The following is a 17035-nucleotide window of genomic DNA, read 5'->3' on the forward strand; positions in this document are numbered from 1 at the left end:
CCCTATAATGACGCCCGACTTAGCATGTTACTGAGACGCTATGCCTCGTAAATTCCTAAAACGCATCATGCCAGATCACAACACGATGCGCGAACATCCACATCTGCGTAAGTTTGGTCAGCGACTAACTGAACCACGTTTATGGCATACCAATCGACGCTCTATTTCAGGTGGGGTGGCGTTAGGGCTGTTTGTTGGGTTTATGCCGATTCCTGGTCAAATGTTTATTGCAGCGGCATTAGCCATTTTATTCCGGGTGAATCTTCCTATTGCAGCGATGGGTGTTTGGATTACTAATCCTTTCACCATGGCACCTATTTTTTTCTACGCCTATAAACTCGGGGCTTGGGTATTGAGTATCCCCATGGGCGCCCCAGCTTTTAGTCTGACTTGGGAATGGTTTTCAAAAGAGTTTCTGGCCATATGGCAACCACTACTCTTAGGTTGCACAATTCTAGGACTGGTATCCGCCATAGCGGGGATTCTTTTTGTTCGAATAGGTTGGCGACTGGTTGTTATCCATACATGGACACAACGTCAGCGCCAACAAAAAGATAAATCAGGCTCCTGAAGCCAGACAGCCATCAATCAATGTCAGTTGTTGATCCATTTTAGCGGCAAGCCCTGTATCGTGAGTCACGATCACCAATGCCGTGCCAAAATCTTCATTTAATTTCAGAATCAGATCAAAAATCCCTTGAGCTGTTCGATGATCCAGATTGCCCGTTGGCTCATCCGCCAGTAAGCAGGCGGGTTCGGTGATTAATGCTCTGGCCAGGGCTGCCCGTTGGCGTTCACCACCCGATAATTCACTGGGTTTATGTTGAAAGCGATGGGCTAGTCCGACTTTATCAAGCAGTTCAGTCGCTTGTTCTTGAGCTGAGGTGGGTGACATGCCTCCAATCACTAATGGCATAGCGACATTTTCAACAGCCGTAAACTCTGGCAGCAAATGATGAAATTGATACACAAAACCCAACTGCTGATTACGTAATCGACTTGCCGCTTTATTTTTCATGGCGTGAATATCTTGACCTTGCACCAGTACCTGGCCCTCTGTGGGGGAGTCAAGTCCACCAAGGATATGTAATAAGGTGCTTTTACCAGAACCAGAACTGCCGATAATGGCAATACGATCAGAACGGTTTACAGTCAGGTTCACATTATTCAGCACATCGGTTTTTAACTGACCATCTGTAAAAGATTTTGATAATTGGCTGGCAGATAATACTGCTTGATTAGTCATAACGAAGCGCCTCGGCCGGTTTAATCTGTGATGCACGCCAGGAAGGGTAAAGCGTGGAAAGAATCGATAAGACAAAAGCCGTGATAGCAATGACGGTGACATCACTCCATTCTAGCTGTGATGGCAAACTACTGATGTAATACACATCTGCAGGCATGAATTGATACCCGAGCAGTTTTTCTAAACTGGCGATCAAAGACTCAATATTCCAGGCCAGCAGCACGCCACCAACAACACCCATGGCGGTACCGATTAAACCGATTAACGTGCCTTGCACCATAAAGATACCCATAACGCTGCGTGGACTCATACCCAAGGTACGCAATATAGCGATATCAGATTGTTTGTCGGTGACCATCATCACTAAGGTCGATACGATATTAAATGCTGCTACTGCCACGATAAGCATCAGGATGACAAACATCACTGTTTTTTCTGTTTTTAGGGCGCGGAAAAAATTGGCGTGCTGGAATGTCCAGTCAGCAGCTCGATAATTAACGGGAACATCCTGCATGACTTTGCGAAGTAGTTGTGGTGCCTTGAAGACATCATCAAACTTTAAGCGTAAGCCAGTGACGCGATCGGGAATTTTGAATAATTTAGCGGCATCGTTGATATTCATCACGGCTAGACCGCTGTCATATTCATACATACCTATTTCAAAAATACCGACAACGGTTAAACGTTTAAGACGAGGAATCACGCCTGCGGGTGTGGGACTAACGTGTGGTGTGATCATGGTGATTTTGTCACCGGTTGTCACGCCCATAGCGGAAGCTAAATCTTTACCTAAGACAATGCCAAAGCTACCGTCAGTTAAATCAGCTAATTTGCCTTGAATGATTTTCTCACCAATCGTAGAAACACTTTGTTCCATATCGGCATCAATACCGCGAACCAGCGTGCCTCTGACACGGCTTCCCTGACTGAGCATGGCCTGACCCTCTACAAATGGAGCTGAGGCAATCACGTCGGGATCATGCTTAATTAAATCCTGTAAATCTGGCCAGTCTCTCAGCGTGCCATCCTCGCCAGTGATGAACGCATGTGAGGTCATACCGAGAATGCGATCTTTCAGTTCTTTTTCAAACCCATTCATGACAGACAGCACGGTGATGAGAGCGGCTACACCTAATGCCACACCGAGCATGGAGGTTAATGAAATAAAAGAAATGAAGTGATTACGACGTTTGGCGCGTGTATAACGCATGCCGATATAGAGACTGAGCGGTCTGAACATAATGTCGCCAATAGTGATGAGAGAGAAAACTGATCCTGCTAAGCAGGATCAGTCCATGTTTCGCCTTTTATGATTTCGCGAAGACGGTTTTGGTTCCTTCTGGTGAACCCAGTAACAGGACATCTGCTGGGCGCATCGCAAATAAACCGTTGGTGACTACACCGACGATATCATTCAGTGTTTTTTCTAATTTAATAGGTTCCATGATATCTAAACCATGAACATCCAGAATTACGTTGCCATTATCTGTGATCACACCTTCACGATAGACAGGTTGACCACCCAGCTTGACGATTTCACGAGCAACGTAGCTGCGTGCCATTGGAATGACTTCCACAGGAAGAGGGAATTTACCCAGAACGTCGACAAGTTTAGATGCATCAGCAATACAAACAAATTGTTTACTGGCTGCGGCAATGATTTTTTCACGTGTCAGCGCACCGCCACCACCTTTGACCAATTCGAGTAAGTGGTTAGACTCGTCTGCGCCATCGACATACACTTCGATGTCGTTGCAATCATTTAAATCAAATACTTTGATGCCATTCGCTTCTAATTTTTGTGTTGAGGCTTCTGAGCTTGATACTGCGCCTTCAATACGATCTTTGATGGTGGCCAGCGCATCAATGAAGTGATTCACGGTAGAGCCTGTGCCAACACCGACAATTCCGTTACCTTTGATGTACTCAAGCGCTGCCCACGCAGCTTGTTTTTTCATTTCATCAGCATTCATATGCAGCTTCCTTTGTTTCAATACACTTAAAAATTATCCCGGCAATTATAGAGATAAATGGCGGTCAATGGTAACGTAAGCGATTGCTTAGAAAATGATGACAGGATTTAGCTGTTGATCACTGAGTCTTTTTTTCAACATAACTGACTGATTTGGGCTGAAATGCTGACTGGATACGTAGAAAAAATTCTTAAAGCGCGCGTTTATGATGTGGCAAATGAGACACCTCTTGAGGTTATGCCTCGTTTATCGAAGAGATTAAGCAACACGATTTTGCTTAAACGAGAAGATCTTCAACCGGTTTTTTCATTTAAATTACGCGGCGCTTACAATCGTATGAGTCAGTTATCTGCTGATGAGCGAGAACGTGGCGTTGTTTGTGCCTCAGCGGGCAATCATGCGCAAGGCGTAGCGCTGGCAGCGAATAAAATGAATATTCCTGCTTTGATTGTCATGCCCAAAACTACACCACCTATCAAGGTGGAGTCGGTGCGGGCTTATGGTGCGGAAATTAAACTGCACGGCAATAGTTATGACGATGCCAGTGCTTATGCCTTATCCGTTGCTGAGAAAGATGGTCGCACTTTTATTCACCCTTATGATGATCCTGAAGTCATTGCTGGACAAGGCACGATTGCGATGGAGATTATCCGTCAACACCCTGATCCTATTCATGCCGTATTTGTGCCTGTCGGTGGCGGTGGATTGATATCCGGTGTGTCGGCTTATATCAAGGCATTCTGGCCAGACATTAAAATCGTTGCGGTTGAACCGGCCGATGCAGCTAGCCTGAAAGCGGCGCTGGAGGCGGATGAGCGTGTCAAACTGGATCAAGTCGGATTGTTTGCTGATGGCACGGCGGTCAGACAAATTGGTGTCGAACCTTTCAGAATCTGTCGTGAAACAGTGGATGAGGTCGTGACTGTCAGTAGTGATGAGTTATGTGCAGCCATTATGGATATCTTTCAGGACACGCGCTCTATTGCTGAGCCATCTGGCGCACTCGCCGTGGCTGGCGTGAAGAAATACTTAGCCAACAACCCAATGGAAAATCAGCAACTCGTTGCCATCAATAGTGGTGCCAATATTAATTTTGATCGTCTACGTCATGTTGCTGAACGCTCTGAAATTGGTGAGCGTCGAGAAGTCTTGTTTGCCACTAAAATTGATGAACAACCAGGCAGCTTCCAAAAATTCTGTAAAACACTGGGTGAACGAGGGATTACCGAATTTAATTATCGTTACGCTGATGACAAACAAGCTCAGGTTTTTGTTGGTGTCAGAATGAACGGCCAGGAAGAAGAACGCCAACAATTATTTTCTCAGCTGGATCAAGCTGGGTATGACTGGGTTGATTTCACCGATAATGAAACTGCCAAGTTACATGTACGTTATATGGTCGGTGGTCATGCCCCTCAGGTAGATAATGAACGTCTAATTCGTTTTGAATTTCCAGAGCGCCCTGGCGCCTTACTACGGTTTCTAACGCGCATTGGTCAGCGCTGGAATATCAGCCTTTTCCATTACCGTAATCATGGGGCTGATTATGGTCGTGTGCTGGTGGGCATTCAGGTGGGTGATGATTATAAACAGGAGTTCCAAATCTTTTTGGATACGCTTGGATACACTTACTGGGAAGAGACCGACAATCCTGCTTACGATCTGTTTCTGAAGTAATAAGACAGCCACGGCAGTCATTTTATGCTGCCGTGGCTTTGGGCTTTATTGATTGAGTTTGATACTGCCGCGAATGTTCACTGAAATTTCGTTACTGCCGCCGGCTAATGCAGCTGGTGCAGCTTTGACTCTCATATCCGCTGACATCATATTGGCGCGTTCCATCATTGGCATTGGGGTAAATGAATTACCATCAATGGATATGGACACAATTTCATAACCACTGCGATCAAATTCAGTGCTGATGAGTTGTGCTTTATCTTTGAATTTGCTGATAGCTTGTTTAAGTAAATCTGTTTTGACTTTTTCAGCACGATCGTCTGAGACCATAAACTGCATAGATTGAATATTGGCTAGTGTATTGATGTCCGCAATAAACTGACTCATTTGATCAAACTGGCGGGTTTCAAGCGTCAATTGCTGACTAACGCGCCAGCTGGCAATTTTGCCCTCATCATAAACGGGCTGCGTGGTGTAATTGGATGTTTCAGCTTGAATCGCATTGAAGTTTTTCACCGCATCCAGAACCAGCGCTGTTTTTTTGTTGACCATATCAGTTAATTTGGCAGGGTCTTTTCCTTGTTCAAATACTTGTAAACGCGTAATTAGTTCGTCATTTTCAACATCCATGCTGGCGCTGGTATCGAGTGAGACTATACCCATTTGAGCAAGGTCTTCAGCAAAAGTGAGGGGGCTGATGGCTAAAAGCGAAATAAATGCCAAAGTGTGTTTCATAGGTCCTTCCTTAATTGAATAAAAATGCTGCGTCTTTTAAGACTAGCTCAAAAGCGTTAAGTTTTGATATATCATGCTGGCAATAATCAGTCGAAATTGATGGTGACGTTGTATAAAACTCACCGTTTGTATTTCAGCATAGTTTACATAATCAAAAATTGAGGAACACAATGAAAGCAGAACAAAAAATCCTGCCTGATGCGACGAGTTTAATTAAAGCAGCCGCAGAACATTTTGTCAGTACAGCTCGATCAGCGATTGCAAAAAGAGGTGTTTTTTATGTGGCCTTGGCGGGTGGTTCAACACCTAAAGGCTTGTATGAAAAATTAGCTACCTCACCTTATTTAGAACAGATTGACTGGGCTAGGGTACATTTGTTTTTTGGTGATGAGCGTTGTGTTCCCGCTACTCACGATGACAGCAATTTTAAAATGGCGCGTCAGGCCATGATCGATTTAATTCCTATTCCAACAGAGAATGTGCATCGCATGCCAACTGAGAGTGGGGATGCGGCTGATGTCGCTGTTCGTTATGCCGATACTATGAAATTTGTGATGAAAGATGCACCATTTGATTTAGTGCTGCTCGGATTGGGGCCTGATGGACATATTGCATCCTTATTTCCAGACACGCCTGCTTTAGATGTGACGGATACACTTACCACTCATCTTTATGTTGAGAAATTTGACTCATGGCGTGTGACTATCACCTATCCTGTTATTAATGCCGCACGTCAGGTGATTGTTTTCATCGCAGGAGAAGCAAAAGCGGCTATCGTAAGTGATATTACCAGCGATGCTGTATCAGGCTTACCTGTTCAGCGTTTGGCGCCTCAACACGATTATTATTGGTTTATGGATCAGGCGGCTGCAGGTTAGTAACCATGACACATGTGCTGGCTGTCGATGTAGGTGGGACTAAAACGCTATTTGAGTTATCCGATGCAAATGGCCAAGTGACCCATAAGCTGAAATTAGACAGTCAGCGCTTTGATACCTTCGATGCCATCCTGACGGCATTTATTGAACAGCTTCCTCAGTCGTGTGTTATCAACATTGCTTGTGTCGCACTGGCGGGTCCGGTGAGTGGACAATATGGCCAAGTCACTAAGTTGCCCTGGAAGTTAGATGCCCGTGTCATTGAAAAGCAGTTTTCAATTGAAAGGGTCATACTTTGTAACGATTTCGAAGCAGTGGGTTATGGTATTGCGGGTTTAGCTGATAGCGAGGTTGAGACGTTACAAGCGGGGGAACCGAATCAGTCATATCCCCGTGTTGTATTAGGTGCTGGTACCGGATTAGGACAAGCTATTTTGATTCCGCAGGAGAATCAGTGGCAAGTTTTTGCAACAGAAGGCGGGCATGTTGATTTTGCCCCCTTAGATCGAACCCAACAGCTTTTCCTGGAGCATCTCCAGCAGCGACATGGTCATGTTTCTTATGATCGTATTGTTTGTGGAAGCGGGCTTGTCAGTCTCTATCATTTCCTACGGGACTATAAGCAAATTGATGAAAATAACGCGTTACGTCTGGCGATGGTAAACGGTGATGCCGCATCGGCTATCAGCCAGTTCGCCATAGAAAAGAATGATATTTTGGCAAATGAAGCCTTAGATATGTTCGTACGTATTTACGCTGCTCAAGCTGGTAATTTAGCGCTGACCACATTGGCTCGAGGGGGCGTTTATCTGGTGGGTAATATTTTGCTGAAAAATATTGCCAAGTTCAGGTCGCCGTCATTTATCAACAGTTTTGTTGAAAAAGGCCGCATGACAATGTTGATGGAGCAGATACCGGTTCATATCGTGCTTGATGACGAAGTCGGGCTAAAAGGTGCTCGCTTCTTAGCACAAAAAGCCATGTATAATTAACATATGAATGAACATAATAACGATATTTTAGTTGATGTAGAAACCACCTACCTGGATGAAGAATCTGATCCAGAAAAAGCACGCTATTTGTTTGCTTATACGATCACCATTAAGAATCAGAGTCAGTCATCGGCCAGATTATTGTCCCGTTATTGGAAAATTACCGGTGGTGATGGTCATGAGCAGGAAGTGGAAGGGGATGGTGTGGTAGGCCTGCATCCTTATCTTGCACCTGAGCAGGAATTCACTTACACCAGCGCAGCAATGTTGGATACACCTGTCGGTATGATGCAAGGTCATTACAAGATGCTGGGAGATAATGGTGAGCGATTCGAAGTCAATATTCCGGCATTTACCCTAGCTGTTCCACGCACGCTACATTGATTGTCTTCTGAGCTTTTCAGAATGCTGACAAGCAATAAAGAGAAAGTCGTCTGGCTAAGTTTAGTTTCAATAGCTTTGCTTGTTTCTGCTATTGATCCTGTGGCAGACCGGTTGACCTGGTTTATGGAAACCGTGCCCGTGATGATAGCCATACCCACATTGCTTATCACTCACAGACAGTTTCCTCTGACGATTATTTCCGTTCGAGCGATCAGTCTCTTTGCTTTTATATTAATTGTGGGTGGTTATTACACTTACGCAGAAAATCCATTGTTTGAATGGATTCAACAAACGTTTGATCTAGCCCGCAATCATTATGATAGGTTGGGTCATTTTATCCAGGGCGTGGTACCGGCTCTGTTATCCCGTGAAATACTATTACGGACTTCACCACTGCAACGCGGCAAATGGTTATTTTTTATAGTGTGTTCCATCAGTCTTGCCATCAGTGCTTGTTATGAGTTTGTGGAGTGGGCGGCTGCAGTGATTAACGCCCAGGCTGCAGAAGCTTTTCTGGGAACACAAGGTGATAACTGGGATACACAATGGGATATGTTCTTGGCTTTAAACGGCAGCCTATTTGCTCAATGGTTTTTTGCTCGCATCCAAGATCGTCAATTGGGTGTGTTATTGCACTGACCGTCGGCACACTCCGGTAGAGTTTTTGCCACACACCGTGCCATCAATCCATATAGCGTTGTCTAATTTAGTCGTGAGAGTAATGGCACCGCTGATATTAGCATCAGTTAGATCAGCATACGATAAGTCCGCATTCGATAGATCTGCTTCGACTAAATCCGCTTCTCGCAGGTTAGCACCTTTAAGATCAGCATTATTTAATTGGCTATAACTCAAATTTGCTTTACGTAGGTCACTATACGCTAAATCTGCTCCTGATAACTGACTATTCATCATGTTGCTATCAGTGAGAATGCTACCCCGCATTTGGGCCATTGAGAGATCAGCATTTGTCAGAAGTTGACCAGAAAGCTGACAGTTATTCCAGTTAACATTGGGGGCGGCTGGTGATTGACAATCAGATTGCGGCGTTGGCAGTTTGGTTGGATAAAAAAGGCTAAACTGGCGACCACGCTGAGTATGATTAAAATGACTAAGCTGGGCCAAAGTATTTTCTGATGACGGTTGCGATGACGGTGCATTAAGGTGCGACGCAGAGCTCGTCTTTTTAGAGCAATGTCGGCTTCTTCCTCGCGTCTCTCGCCTTTGCGTTGTTGCAGAATAGTCTCGTCAACTTCTGTGGGTGGGTTATTGCGTCTGTCCTCACCAGTACGCTCATCCATATAACCCTTGATGGGTGAAGCCTTTTGTTGGGGGACAGTGAAATCGTCAGAATCAGCTAAAGTATGCCAATGTCGTCGATCTCTGGATACCTCATCATCTGAGGTAAGTCTCCCCACTTTTAAATGATTACTGATAACGGAAGCTGTAAAAGGGCCAGAAATTTTCCCTTGCTTACGAATATACCATTGTCCGTGTTTATGTCTCATTGCCATTGCTCTTAGCAATAACCAGATTGCTATACTAGCACCATGTCGACTTGTATAGTGGCTTTATGCAAATAAATAGATTCCAACAGCCTAACACGGAAGTGATTTCAAATGCCTCTGCAAAACTGGTAGACACGCTGCCTGCCGGACAAAAAATGGAGGCAACCGTCATCGCAAGAGTGAATGCCGAACAAGTCAAACTTCAGCTCGGAGATAAGGTTGTCCACGTCAACACACAACAAGATCTCTCTGCTGGACAGAAGGTCATATTGCAGAAGTCTATTGAGTCGGGCCAACCCGTGATTCAACTCACACCCGTAGTGTCAGCTAAGCCTGAAATACAAGCAGCAACATTAGCTACGCTATTAAAAGCCGGACAGGTCATCGCTGCCGATGTGGTGAAGCTACTCGCACAAAACCAGCTGTTAGTCATACCTAAATTTGTGACTGATCCGACAGTTAACTCTTCGCAAGCAGCTCAACTTAGTCAATTAAATGCGGCTTTACCCAAGCATATGGAAATTAATGTCAGTCACCTTAATCAAGGATTTAAGGTTGGCGATAAGCTGGCGCTTGAGATTCTAAAAACCTTACCTTTATCAGTCAAAATAATGCCAGATAATGCGACACGTGAAGAGCGTATTGTCAGTTACCAAAGAGCGTTATTACCGTTATTACAAAATTTCGTCACTAAGCCGGCGACAATGAATACCTCGGCCACAAATACACCCACCTTGCCTGAGCCTGTCAGGCAGGCATTGACCAATGTAATCCAAAATTTAGTCGATAAGCAGACATTACAACAGCCAGATAAATTACAACAAACTATCAACAATAGCGGTGTTTTTCTTGAAAGTCAGTTGAAACAAAATGTAGCACAACCAAATTTACAGCAGAATTTGAAAGCCAACTTAATGCGTCTAGCTGATACGCTGAAAGCACATATACAGTCACCATTACTACCTAAAATTCTGGATAATCCTGAGTTGGTTAAACAACTGCCTACGGAGGTTCAGACAGCAATCAAACAAGTGTTATCAGCCCCTCAGGAACTGCGTGCGCTACCTGCGCAAATTTCACCTGCTTTAGCCAATAGAGGACAGACACCAACGCAGCTCTTATTCAGTTTATTGGCGGGGTTAACAACAGCAACAACAGCTGAAAAAACACAATCCCCCCAAGCATCGCCCAATACGTCAACTGCTATGCCATTGCCAACCATGAATATGACAGCAAATGCTCAACAAGCTGTTACACGTGCTATTGAGTATCAGATGATGAGAGATTTGTTACAGGATGTGGAATCGGTCAGTGCAAAAATTCAATTCAATCAATTATCGATGGTGCAGGATAATGATTTGAATACCAATGCGAATGTCTGGTTGTTTGATTTACCTGTTAAAGAAAAGCAGCAACTTGAACTATTGCAAATGCGAGTTGAGCAACATTTTCCTAACAAAAATACAGATGACGACTCTGTGCTGTGGCAAGTGCAGTTGAACCTGGAAACGCAAAATTTAGGTCCGATGCAGGCTCGTATTAGTCTGCAAGACAAAAATGTGAGTGTGGTGATTTTGGCCGAACGCCAGCAGAGTGCAGACTTACTTTCAAGTCACTTAGATAACTTAGATGGACGACTCAATGAGATGGGGTTTTCCATTCATCACCTGAGTTGTAGACAGGCGCTTGTTACTCCGGTGACGCCCGTAAACACGACACGTTTGAACGATTATCTTGTGGATATTTCAGTATGAGTGAAAAGGATGTATTACAGGCGATTGCCCTGGAATATGATGGCGAGAATGCTCCTATTGTCACGGCGAGTGGTCAAGGGGATATTGCTGAAGAGATTATCCGGATTGCTCGGGAGCACAATATTCCTTTGCGTGAAGATGCGCTGTTGACCGAGATGTTAAGTGAACTGAATTTGGGTGAAGAAATTCCACCGATGCTTTATCGGGTGATAGCAGAAGTGATTGCTTACGCCTATCTGATATCGGGAAAAGTTCCTGTAAATAAAAGAGAAAATAAAAATGGAAACTGAGCTAAATACTTTTGAGGTATGAAGATTTCGTTCCGAGCGACTCATAAACTTTATAATTAGCATTACAAAATTAACATTAAGTGTTGATTTTAATATATATATCCGATATCGTCAGTGCATGTTTAATTTCCGGTCTACTGAATGTAGCTCCACTATCTGATGAAAAATAAAATCAAGGAAACGTTGATGCGTGACATAGCGCTTGATCAGAAATCTGATCTTCCTGCTAGCGTTGCCTCAGTCAAAGAACTCCTTGATGCAAAAATTATTATTGGTGGTCGACACCCAGCAGAGACCGCTTTCACCAAGACCCTGCTCGAGATTAGTGGTTTTACCCATATTGAAAGTGCAACAGATACTGATGGCGTCATGCTTTTGCTTCGTCAGAGTATCCACAATGATTTATGTGATATTGATCTGTTGATAATGGACGATGATTTACCGGGTATTTCTACCCAAGATATTCGTCTGGTGATGGATCAGTTTGATGAATGGCGTCTAATTCCAATTATTTCACTCTGTAGACAGTCAGTCTGGGATCATGCTCAGGTTTTGACGGATTTGGGGCATGGCGTGACCTCGCTGCTTTATCATCCTATGACTGCAGAATCATTACCTTCGGCTATCATGACGGCTCTGGCAGTGAAACGTGAGCGTGATAAAACGTTTAAGCGACAAACAGAACTTGAAGATGAGTTGGCCAATCTGAAAGTCATGGAAGCGCGCCTGCAGTTTTCAGTTAATCATGATGATTTAACAGGCTTAGCGAATCGACGTCGTCTTGAAAATGCACTGGATATGACTCTGAGTCAGGTGCGTAATTTTATGAGCGTGAGTGCGCTTTTTTACATCGATTTAGATAGCTTCAAAGTATTAAATGATGCTGAGGGCCATGAAGCAGGGGATACTCTGCTGGTACAAGTGGCTAATTCTCTGAGACGTTATTTTAATATCAACGATATCCTGGTACGAATTGGATCAGACGAGTTTGCGGTGCTGGTCAATAACACGGATAAACAAACTGCCATTGAGCTTGCAGAAGAGCTCCGAAATTTATTTGATGGTTATGATTTTGAACATCATGGTCACCATTACCATCTATCGGCTAGTATTGGTTTGAAGATTATTGATGCAGATAATGCAACCACCGTTGGTGAAGTGTTATCGCATTCTAACCAAGCCTGCTATACAGCCAAAAAGCGCGGGCGTAATCGAGTGCACCTGTACAGCCCTGAAGATCGCGAAATGCATACCTTGCGTCATAGTGTGGAATGGGCCCCTCGTATACGTGCTGCACTGAAGGAAGGTTTGTTCTTATTAGAGTTTCAACCGATTTATTCTCTCGATACTGAACAAGTCTCACACTACGAATGTTTAATCCGGATGCGTGGCGAAGGTAACGTCATTTTCTATCCGAAAGAATTTATCCCCGTTGCTGAATCGATGGGACTGATTCACCAGATTGATTTCTGGGTGGTGGCGAAAGTATTTGAACTTATCGTGAATATGCCAGAAAACCTGTCATTTGCCATTAATCTCTCAGGCAATGTATTTCTGGATGAGAACTTATTTAAGCTAGTCAGAGATAAACTTAATCAAACACAAATTGATCCCAATCGGATTGTGTTTGAGATTACTGAGACTTACGCTATCTCTAATTTTGAACAGACCAGAAAAATGGTATCGGATTTACGTGCCTTGGGTTGTCGATTTGCACTGGATGATTTTGGCGCAGGCTTTAATTCTTATAGTTATCTGAAACACTTCCCTGTTGATATCTTAAAAATTGATGGGGGATTCATTACTGATTTAGATAATGATCCCGTGGATCAGCAACTTGTGAAATCGATGATTGATATTGCACACAGCCTGGGTAAAAAAACGGTCGCAGAGTTTGTTGAGAGAAAAAGCACCTTAGAGCTGTTAAAAAGCTATGGTGTTGATATGGTTCAAGGATTTTTGGTGGGGAAACCAAACGCTAAGATTCCTAAACCAAAGGACTAATGTACGTGACGTTGTCCGTGTAACGTTGTAATCAGGTGAGCTTCTTCATCACTCAAATTGCAGTGATTAATCAGCTGTTGGATATCAGCACCTTTTTTGGCTAAACGAATGGCATGGTCATAACCGGGCTGATGATTGGCATTCAAATCGAGGCTATGTTGGTGATCTTTGAGTTTCACCAGGGTTTGCTCAAATTTGTGGATGCGTTCATCTGTACCAGCTGCGCCAGCACACAAGGCGGTAATTTGGTTCTGAAGGTCGTGAATACGCTTAGTTTGTAATTGATACAGTTTTAACAGACGCATAGTGGCAAGACCGATGACCAGAAATACGGCACTCATCACTGTAAATACGACAAAAATAGTCATTGTCTTTACTCCCCAGACATCCGTCTGAATTCATACATACTCATCAATAAATTCACCTTTATCATCCTCTTTAGGACGCGGCTTTTCTTCTTCAGGTGGTTCTTTGTCTTTTTTCTTCTTGTGCTGTTCCTGTGAGGCCGGTTTATCCTCATCAGACACAGGATGACTCACCGGCAGGGGCGTCGTGGGCTGAATTGGATTAATATCATCAGCCATGAACGTTACCCTTTAAAAACCTGAGATATCAGCAATCTCTTCATCATTTAACAACTTATTGACATCTACTAAGATCAATAAATATTTCTCACGTTTGCAGACACCTTGAATAAAACGTGAGCTATCATCACTGACATTCGGTGCGGTATCAATTTCAGATTGGCGTAAATACACCACCTCAGCTACACAATCGACGAGCATGCCGATCACATGACCGGAGACTTCTACGATAATGATGCGTGCACGGTCATCAGGCTCAATGGCACTTAAACCAAAACGCATCCGCGTATCAATGACAGTCACCACATTGCCGCGTAGATTAATGATGCCAAGTACATACGGTGGCGCACCAGGTACAGGCGCGATTTCTGTCATACGTAAGACTTCTTGCACCTGCATGACGTTGATACCGTAGTATTCGTCTTCAAGTTGATAAGTGACCCACTGTAGTATGGGATTTTCGTTACTGTTATCTTTCTCGCTCATTTTTATGACCTTCTGATATGGCTGTCATTTTTATGACAGCGAGCTGTTGATAAAGATTATGCAGGCTTCATGCCATTTTTATCACTCTAACGCCTTGATAATGGCTGATATATCCAAAACACTGTGCATTGTCTCGCTCAGTACCCCTGTAAACCATGGTCGCTGATGAGTATCATTGCGCCAGTTAATCTCATTATTGTTTTTATTGATAATTTGCTCAATCGTGTCACATGCAATACCGGTTCGACGATCATTGACCAGTAATATGTAATGGGCATTGAGTGGTGAAGTCTGTTCAGGTGAGTGCAAGAGCTTTCTTATGTCGATGACATTGGTATTTTGTCCATTGTCATTATATAAGGCGACTTCCCAGGATTTACGTCCTGGAATATAACTCAAATCTTTCTCTGGCCAACGGATAATATTGTCCAAAGCATCGACTTTGATCGCCACTTTTATTCCACCAATATCGCAGAGTAAGAGTTTGAGTACAGCATTCTCTGTTTGTATCTGGTCCGAGGCTATCGCATCAGTCGTGTCAATATCCGTGTCTTGTACCTGTTCAGTCGCGACTTTGTCATCAGTGACATTTAACGATGTTTCTACTTCACTTTGCGTGACTGAAGGTTGAGGTAAAGGTGTTGGCGCTGATATCTCTACATCAACAGGGACGGCCAACTCTTCAACTGGGAACACAATATTTTGTTTCAATGACGGCGAAACTGGAGGTGATTCAGTTTTGTTTTCAACAATTGGCTGGCGTGTATGTGAGTCAGCCAACATGTCATCAAAATAGGCTGACAGGGCGTCTTTCTGATCGTAAATAGGCTTCTTAGCCATTGGATACACTCACTTCTGGCTCGCTCAAGACAGTCAATAGCTGCCGATAGGCGCTTGCGCCAGGACTATCAGGGGCCATCTCAGGTAAGGGGAGTCCAAGTTTGCTGGCTTCACGAAAGCCTATATCAACTGGAACAAAGCCTTTCCAGACATTATCTTCATAACGTTTATGCAGTTCTGCAAGGCAATCTATTGCAGCTTTTGTTCGGCCATCATGCATGGTAGGCACAATAAAATAAGGCAAAGCACTACGTCGAGAATGATTAATCATCGACACGGTATGTAGCATGTGCTCCAGACCTTTGAGCGATAAAAATTCTGTTTGTACAGGAATAACCAACTTATCACAGGCGGCCAGAGCATTGATCATTAACACCCCAAGCATTGGGGGACAGTCAATCAGTACGTGTTTAAAGCGATCTTTGAAAAAGCTGAGAGTTTTTCGTATGACTAAGCCTTTACCTTGTTGCGCGCCAAGTTGTCTGTCTAGTGTGGCCATAGCTGTAGAGGCAGGTAACAAGAAAATATTGTCATGACGTGTTTTCTTCAGACTTTTTAAAATCGCTTCTTTAGGGGTGTTATCTAACTGCTGAAATAAGGTGTAAATACTGGTTTCAATAGCGTCTGGATCATAACCAAGGTAAGTCGTTAAGGAGCCATGTGGATCAAGATCCAGCATAAGCACTGGTTCGCCTTGTTGAGCAAGTAAGCTGGCAAGCGATACCACTGTCGTGGTTTTTGCTACTCCACCTTTTTGATTACACACTGCCCAAACGGCCATGATTATTGTCCCCCTCTATTATCAATGCCTAATTGGCTGCCATCATTACTGATGGCTGTGGGGGCCTGTGGAGTAGTCAAGGCATCAGTGTGTTCAAAAACAGTGATGTCACGGCGACTCATATCATTACCTAATACCACGAGCACAACACGACGGTTTTTTTGACGACCTGCTTCAGTATCATTACTGGCAATGGGTTTGTATTCACCATAACCAATAGCAGACATGCGATCAGGTTGGATACCGTATCTATCTAGTAGGTGAACAACGCTGGCAGCCCGTGCAGCAGATAATTCCCAATTGGAAGGGAAGCGGGGAGTATTGATCGGGTTGTTATCAGTAAAGCCCTCGACCTGGATAGGGTTAGCCGATGTTTGCAGAATACTGGCAATCTCGCCAAGTACCGGTATGGCGGGTCGGGCCAATCTGGCTTCACCACTTTCGAAGAGCACCCGTGATTTGATTTCGAGCTCTAACCAGTCCTCACCTTGTTTAATGGTTACATCTTCTGTGCCTATCCAGTCCGATAAAGCGGAGGTGAATTGCTGAGATAAATCGTTGATCGTTCGGATATCATTATCCGACGCAGTATGAGGCATCTCATTGCTCAGTTCAGGAAGAGGTGCTTCTTCAGGTATAACCGGCACAGGGGCTATAGGCTCAAGCTTAATTTCACCTTCACCTCGACTGATTTCACCAATTTGTATTGGATCTTTACTTCGAACAGACTCTGAAAATACGGCTTCAAGTGTGTCGGAAAGTACACGATATTTACCTTCATTCACTGATGAAATCGAATACATGACGACAAAAAAAGCAAATAGAAGGGTGATAAAGTCAGCATAAGAGACCAGCCAACGTTCGTGATTTTCATGTTCTTCATGTCTTTTTCGACGTGCCATA

The 17035-nt window shown here is 43.9% G+C and carries 21 protein-coding genes; 9 read left to right on the forward strand and 12 right to left on the reverse strand.

Features of this window, described 5'->3' with window-relative positions:
• Positions 1 to 40: 40 nt before the first annotated feature.
• The gene (locus QUE24_RS11300; protein WP_286303937.1) at positions 41 to 571 is read left to right on the forward strand and encodes a DUF2062 domain-containing protein; all 531 of its coding nucleotides are present in this window, start codon (positions 41 to 43) and stop codon (positions 569 to 571) included.
• On the opposite strand, the gene lolD is transcribed toward QUE24_RS11300, so the two are convergent.
• The 3 genes from lolD to rpiA all read right to left on the reverse strand — a co-directional run bounded on the left by lolD (position 560) and on the right by rpiA (position 3219).
• Positions 560 to 1246, reverse strand: coding sequence for a lipoprotein-releasing ABC transporter ATP-binding protein LolD (gene lolD / locus QUE24_RS11305; protein WP_286303938.1), 687 nt, complete (start codon positions 1244 to 1246; stop codon positions 560 to 562). The two genes, QUE24_RS11300 and lolD, sit on opposite strands and share 12 nt — an antisense overlap.
• Positions 1239 to 2486 carry a lipoprotein-releasing ABC transporter permease subunit gene (locus tag QUE24_RS11310; RefSeq protein ID WP_286303939.1) on the reverse strand — a complete coding sequence of 416 codons (1248 nt, stop codon included), beginning with the start codon at positions 2484 to 2486 and terminating at the stop codon, positions 1239 to 1241. The genes lolD and QUE24_RS11310 overlap by 8 nt, the downstream gene beginning before the upstream one ends.
• 67 nt (positions 2487 to 2553) lie before the next feature.
• On the reverse strand, positions 2554 to 3219 hold the full coding sequence (gene rpiA / locus QUE24_RS11315) for a ribose-5-phosphate isomerase RpiA (protein WP_286303940.1): 666 nt from the start codon (positions 3217 to 3219) through the stop codon (positions 2554 to 2556).
• Positions 3220 to 3381: 162 nt separating this feature from the next.
• On the opposite strand from rpiA, the gene ilvA reads away from it, so the two are divergent.
• Positions 3382 to 4896 carry a threonine ammonia-lyase, biosynthetic gene (gene ilvA / locus QUE24_RS11320; protein WP_286303941.1) on the forward strand — a complete coding sequence of 505 codons (1515 nt, stop codon included), beginning with the start codon at positions 3382 to 3384 and terminating at the stop codon, positions 4894 to 4896.
• A gap of 45 nt (positions 4897 to 4941) precedes the next feature.
• Here the strand turns inward: ilvA and QUE24_RS11325 are convergent, their stop codons facing one another.
• Positions 4942 to 5631 (reverse strand): SIMPL domain-containing protein, encoded by a 690-nt coding sequence (locus QUE24_RS11325; RefSeq protein ID WP_286303942.1) that lies wholly within the window; start codon positions 5629 to 5631, stop codon positions 4942 to 4944.
• Positions 5632 to 5801: 170 nt separating this feature from the next.
• On the opposite strand from QUE24_RS11325, the gene pgl reads away from it, so the two are divergent.
• Genes pgl through QUE24_RS11345 form a run of 4 tightly spaced genes read left to right on the forward strand, consistent with a single transcriptional unit; the run spans position 5802 to position 8524 of the window.
• Positions 5802 to 6509 carry a 6-phosphogluconolactonase gene (gene pgl / locus QUE24_RS11330; protein WP_286303943.1) on the forward strand — a complete coding sequence of 236 codons (708 nt, stop codon included), beginning with the start codon at positions 5802 to 5804 and terminating at the stop codon, positions 6507 to 6509.
• A 5-nt stretch (positions 6510 to 6514) separates the two neighbouring features.
• The gene (gene glk / locus QUE24_RS11335) at positions 6515 to 7501 is read left to right on the forward strand and encodes a glucokinase (protein WP_286303944.1); all 987 of its coding nucleotides are present in this window, start codon (positions 6515 to 6517) and stop codon (positions 7499 to 7501) included.
• A 3-nt stretch (positions 7502 to 7504) separates the two neighbouring features.
• Entirely contained in the window at positions 7505 to 7885 is a 381-nt protein-coding gene (gene apaG / locus QUE24_RS11340; RefSeq protein ID WP_286303945.1) for a Co2+/Mg2+ efflux protein ApaG, read from the forward strand.
• Between the two features lie 21 nt (positions 7886 to 7906).
• Positions 7907 to 8524, forward strand: a complete 618-nt coding sequence (locus QUE24_RS11345; protein WP_286303946.1) for a DUF2238 domain-containing protein — start codon at positions 7907 to 7909, stop codon at positions 8522 to 8524.
• Here QUE24_RS11345 and QUE24_RS11350 read toward each other — a convergent pair.
• Positions 8513 to 8800, reverse strand: coding sequence for a pentapeptide repeat-containing protein (locus QUE24_RS11350; protein ID WP_434013674.1), 288 nt, complete (start codon positions 8798 to 8800; stop codon positions 8513 to 8515). The two genes, QUE24_RS11345 and QUE24_RS11350, sit on opposite strands and share 12 nt — an antisense overlap.
• A gap of 56 nt (positions 8801 to 8856) precedes the next feature.
• The gene (locus tag QUE24_RS11355; RefSeq protein WP_286303948.1) at positions 8857 to 9393 is read right to left on the reverse strand and encodes a hypothetical protein; all 537 of its coding nucleotides are present in this window, start codon (positions 9391 to 9393) and stop codon (positions 8857 to 8859) included.
• Positions 9394 to 9458: 65 nt separating this feature from the next.
• On the opposite strand from QUE24_RS11355, the gene fliK reads away from it, so the two are divergent.
• The 3 genes from fliK to QUE24_RS11370 all read left to right on the forward strand — a co-directional run bounded on the left by fliK (position 9459) and on the right by QUE24_RS11370 (position 13441).
• Positions 9459 to 11147, forward strand: coding sequence for a flagellar hook-length control protein FliK (fliK, locus tag QUE24_RS11360; protein ID WP_286303949.1), 1689 nt, complete (start codon positions 9459 to 9461; stop codon positions 11145 to 11147).
• On the forward strand, positions 11144 to 11437 hold the full coding sequence (locus QUE24_RS11365; RefSeq protein ID WP_286303950.1) for an EscU/YscU/HrcU family type III secretion system export apparatus switch protein: 294 nt from the start codon (positions 11144 to 11146) through the stop codon (positions 11435 to 11437). Before fliK ends, QUE24_RS11365 begins: the two co-directional genes overlap by 4 nt.
• Before the next feature lie 186 nt (positions 11438 to 11623).
• Positions 11624 to 13441, forward strand: a complete 1818-nt coding sequence (locus QUE24_RS11370) for a putative bifunctional diguanylate cyclase/phosphodiesterase (protein WP_286303951.1) — start codon at positions 11624 to 11626, stop codon at positions 13439 to 13441.
• On the opposite strand, the gene QUE24_RS11375 is transcribed toward QUE24_RS11370, so the two are convergent.
• The 6 genes from QUE24_RS11375 to motD form a co-directional block, all read right to left on the reverse strand.
• Positions 13438 to 13809, reverse strand: a complete 372-nt coding sequence (locus QUE24_RS11375) for a DUF2802 domain-containing protein (RefSeq protein WP_286303952.1) — start codon at positions 13807 to 13809, stop codon at positions 13438 to 13440. The genes QUE24_RS11370 and QUE24_RS11375 overlap by 4 nt on opposite strands.
• 30 nt (positions 13810 to 13839) lie before the next feature.
• Positions 13840 to 14025 carry a hypothetical protein gene (locus QUE24_RS11380; RefSeq protein ID WP_286303953.1) on the reverse strand — a complete coding sequence of 62 codons (186 nt, stop codon included), beginning with the start codon at positions 14023 to 14025 and terminating at the stop codon, positions 13840 to 13842.
• 12 nt (positions 14026 to 14037) lie between these two features.
• Positions 14038 to 14511 (reverse strand): chemotaxis protein CheW, encoded by a 474-nt coding sequence (locus QUE24_RS11385; protein WP_286303954.1) that lies wholly within the window; start codon positions 14509 to 14511, stop codon positions 14038 to 14040.
• Positions 14512 to 14592: 81 nt separating this feature from the next.
• Positions 14593 to 15351 (reverse strand): chemotaxis protein CheW, encoded by a 759-nt coding sequence (locus tag QUE24_RS11390; protein WP_286303955.1) that lies wholly within the window; start codon positions 15349 to 15351, stop codon positions 14593 to 14595.
• A complete protein-coding gene (locus tag QUE24_RS11395) occupies positions 15344 to 16132 on the reverse strand; it encodes a ParA family protein (protein WP_286303956.1) in 789 nt (262 codons plus the stop codon). The genes QUE24_RS11390 and QUE24_RS11395 overlap by 8 nt, the downstream gene beginning before the upstream one ends.
• A 2-nt stretch (positions 16133 to 16134) precedes the next feature.
• On the reverse strand, positions 16135 to 17034 hold the full coding sequence (gene motD / locus QUE24_RS11400; protein ID WP_286303957.1) for a flagellar motor protein MotD: 900 nt from the start codon (positions 17032 to 17034) through the stop codon (positions 16135 to 16137).
• Position 17035 lies beyond the last annotated feature (1 nt).

Source organism: Methylophaga marina (genome assembly GCF_030296755.1).
In the GTDB taxonomy this organism is placed as follows: Bacteria; Pseudomonadota; Gammaproteobacteria; order Nitrosococcales; family Methylophagaceae; genus Methylophaga; species Methylophaga marina.

Coding starts and splice junctions, on each gene's coding strand:
- QUE24_RS11300 (WP_286303937.1), top strand. CDS start 41: ATGCCTCGTAAATTCCTAAAACGCATCATGCCAGATCACAACACGATG.
- lolD (WP_286303938.1), bottom strand. CDS start 1,246: ATGACTAATCAAGCAGTATTATCTGCCAGCCAATTATCAAAATCTTTT.
- QUE24_RS11310 (WP_286303939.1), bottom strand. CDS start 2,486: ATGTTCAGACCGCTCAGTCTCTATATCGGCATGCGTTATACACGCGCC.
- rpiA (WP_286303940.1), bottom strand. CDS start 3,219: ATGAATGCTGATGAAATGAAAAAACAAGCTGCGTGGGCAGCGCTTGAG.
- ilvA (WP_286303941.1), top strand. CDS start 3,382: ATGCTGACTGGATACGTAGAAAAAATTCTTAAAGCGCGCGTTTATGAT.
- QUE24_RS11325 (WP_286303942.1), bottom strand. CDS start 5,631: ATGAAACACACTTTGGCATTTATTTCGCTTTTAGCCATCAGCCCCCTC.
- pgl (WP_286303943.1), top strand. CDS start 5,802: ATGAAAGCAGAACAAAAAATCCTGCCTGATGCGACGAGTTTAATTAAA.
- glk (WP_286303944.1), top strand. CDS start 6,515: ATGACACATGTGCTGGCTGTCGATGTAGGTGGGACTAAAACGCTATTT.
- apaG (WP_286303945.1), top strand. CDS start 7,505: ATGAATGAACATAATAACGATATTTTAGTTGATGTAGAAACCACCTAC.
- QUE24_RS11345 (WP_286303946.1), top strand. CDS start 7,907: ATGCTGACAAGCAATAAAGAGAAAGTCGTCTGGCTAAGTTTAGTTTCA.
- QUE24_RS11350 (WP_434013674.1), bottom strand. CDS start 8,800: ATGATGAATAGTCAGTTATCAGGAGCAGATTTAGCGTATAGTGACCTA.
- QUE24_RS11355 (WP_286303948.1), bottom strand. CDS start 9,393: ATGAGACATAAACACGGACAATGGTATATTCGTAAGCAAGGGAAAATT.
- fliK (WP_286303949.1), top strand. CDS start 9,459: ATGCAAATAAATAGATTCCAACAGCCTAACACGGAAGTGATTTCAAAT.
- QUE24_RS11365 (WP_286303950.1), top strand. CDS start 11,144: ATGAGTGAAAAGGATGTATTACAGGCGATTGCCCTGGAATATGATGGC.
- QUE24_RS11370 (WP_286303951.1), top strand. CDS start 11,624: ATGCGTGACATAGCGCTTGATCAGAAATCTGATCTTCCTGCTAGCGTT.
- QUE24_RS11375 (WP_286303952.1), bottom strand. CDS start 13,809: ATGACTATTTTTGTCGTATTTACAGTGATGAGTGCCGTATTTCTGGTC.
- QUE24_RS11380 (WP_286303953.1), bottom strand. CDS start 14,025: ATGGCTGATGATATTAATCCAATTCAGCCCACGACGCCCCTGCCGGTG.
- QUE24_RS11385 (WP_286303954.1), bottom strand. CDS start 14,511: ATGAGCGAGAAAGATAACAGTAACGAAAATCCCATACTACAGTGGGTC.
- QUE24_RS11390 (WP_286303955.1), bottom strand. CDS start 15,351: ATGGCTAAGAAGCCTATTTACGATCAGAAAGACGCCCTGTCAGCCTAT.
- QUE24_RS11395 (WP_286303956.1), bottom strand. CDS start 16,132: ATGGCCGTTTGGGCAGTGTGTAATCAAAAAGGTGGAGTAGCAAAAACC.
- motD (WP_286303957.1), bottom strand. CDS start 17,034: ATGGCACGTCGAAAAAGACATGAAGAACATGAAAATCACGAACGTTGG.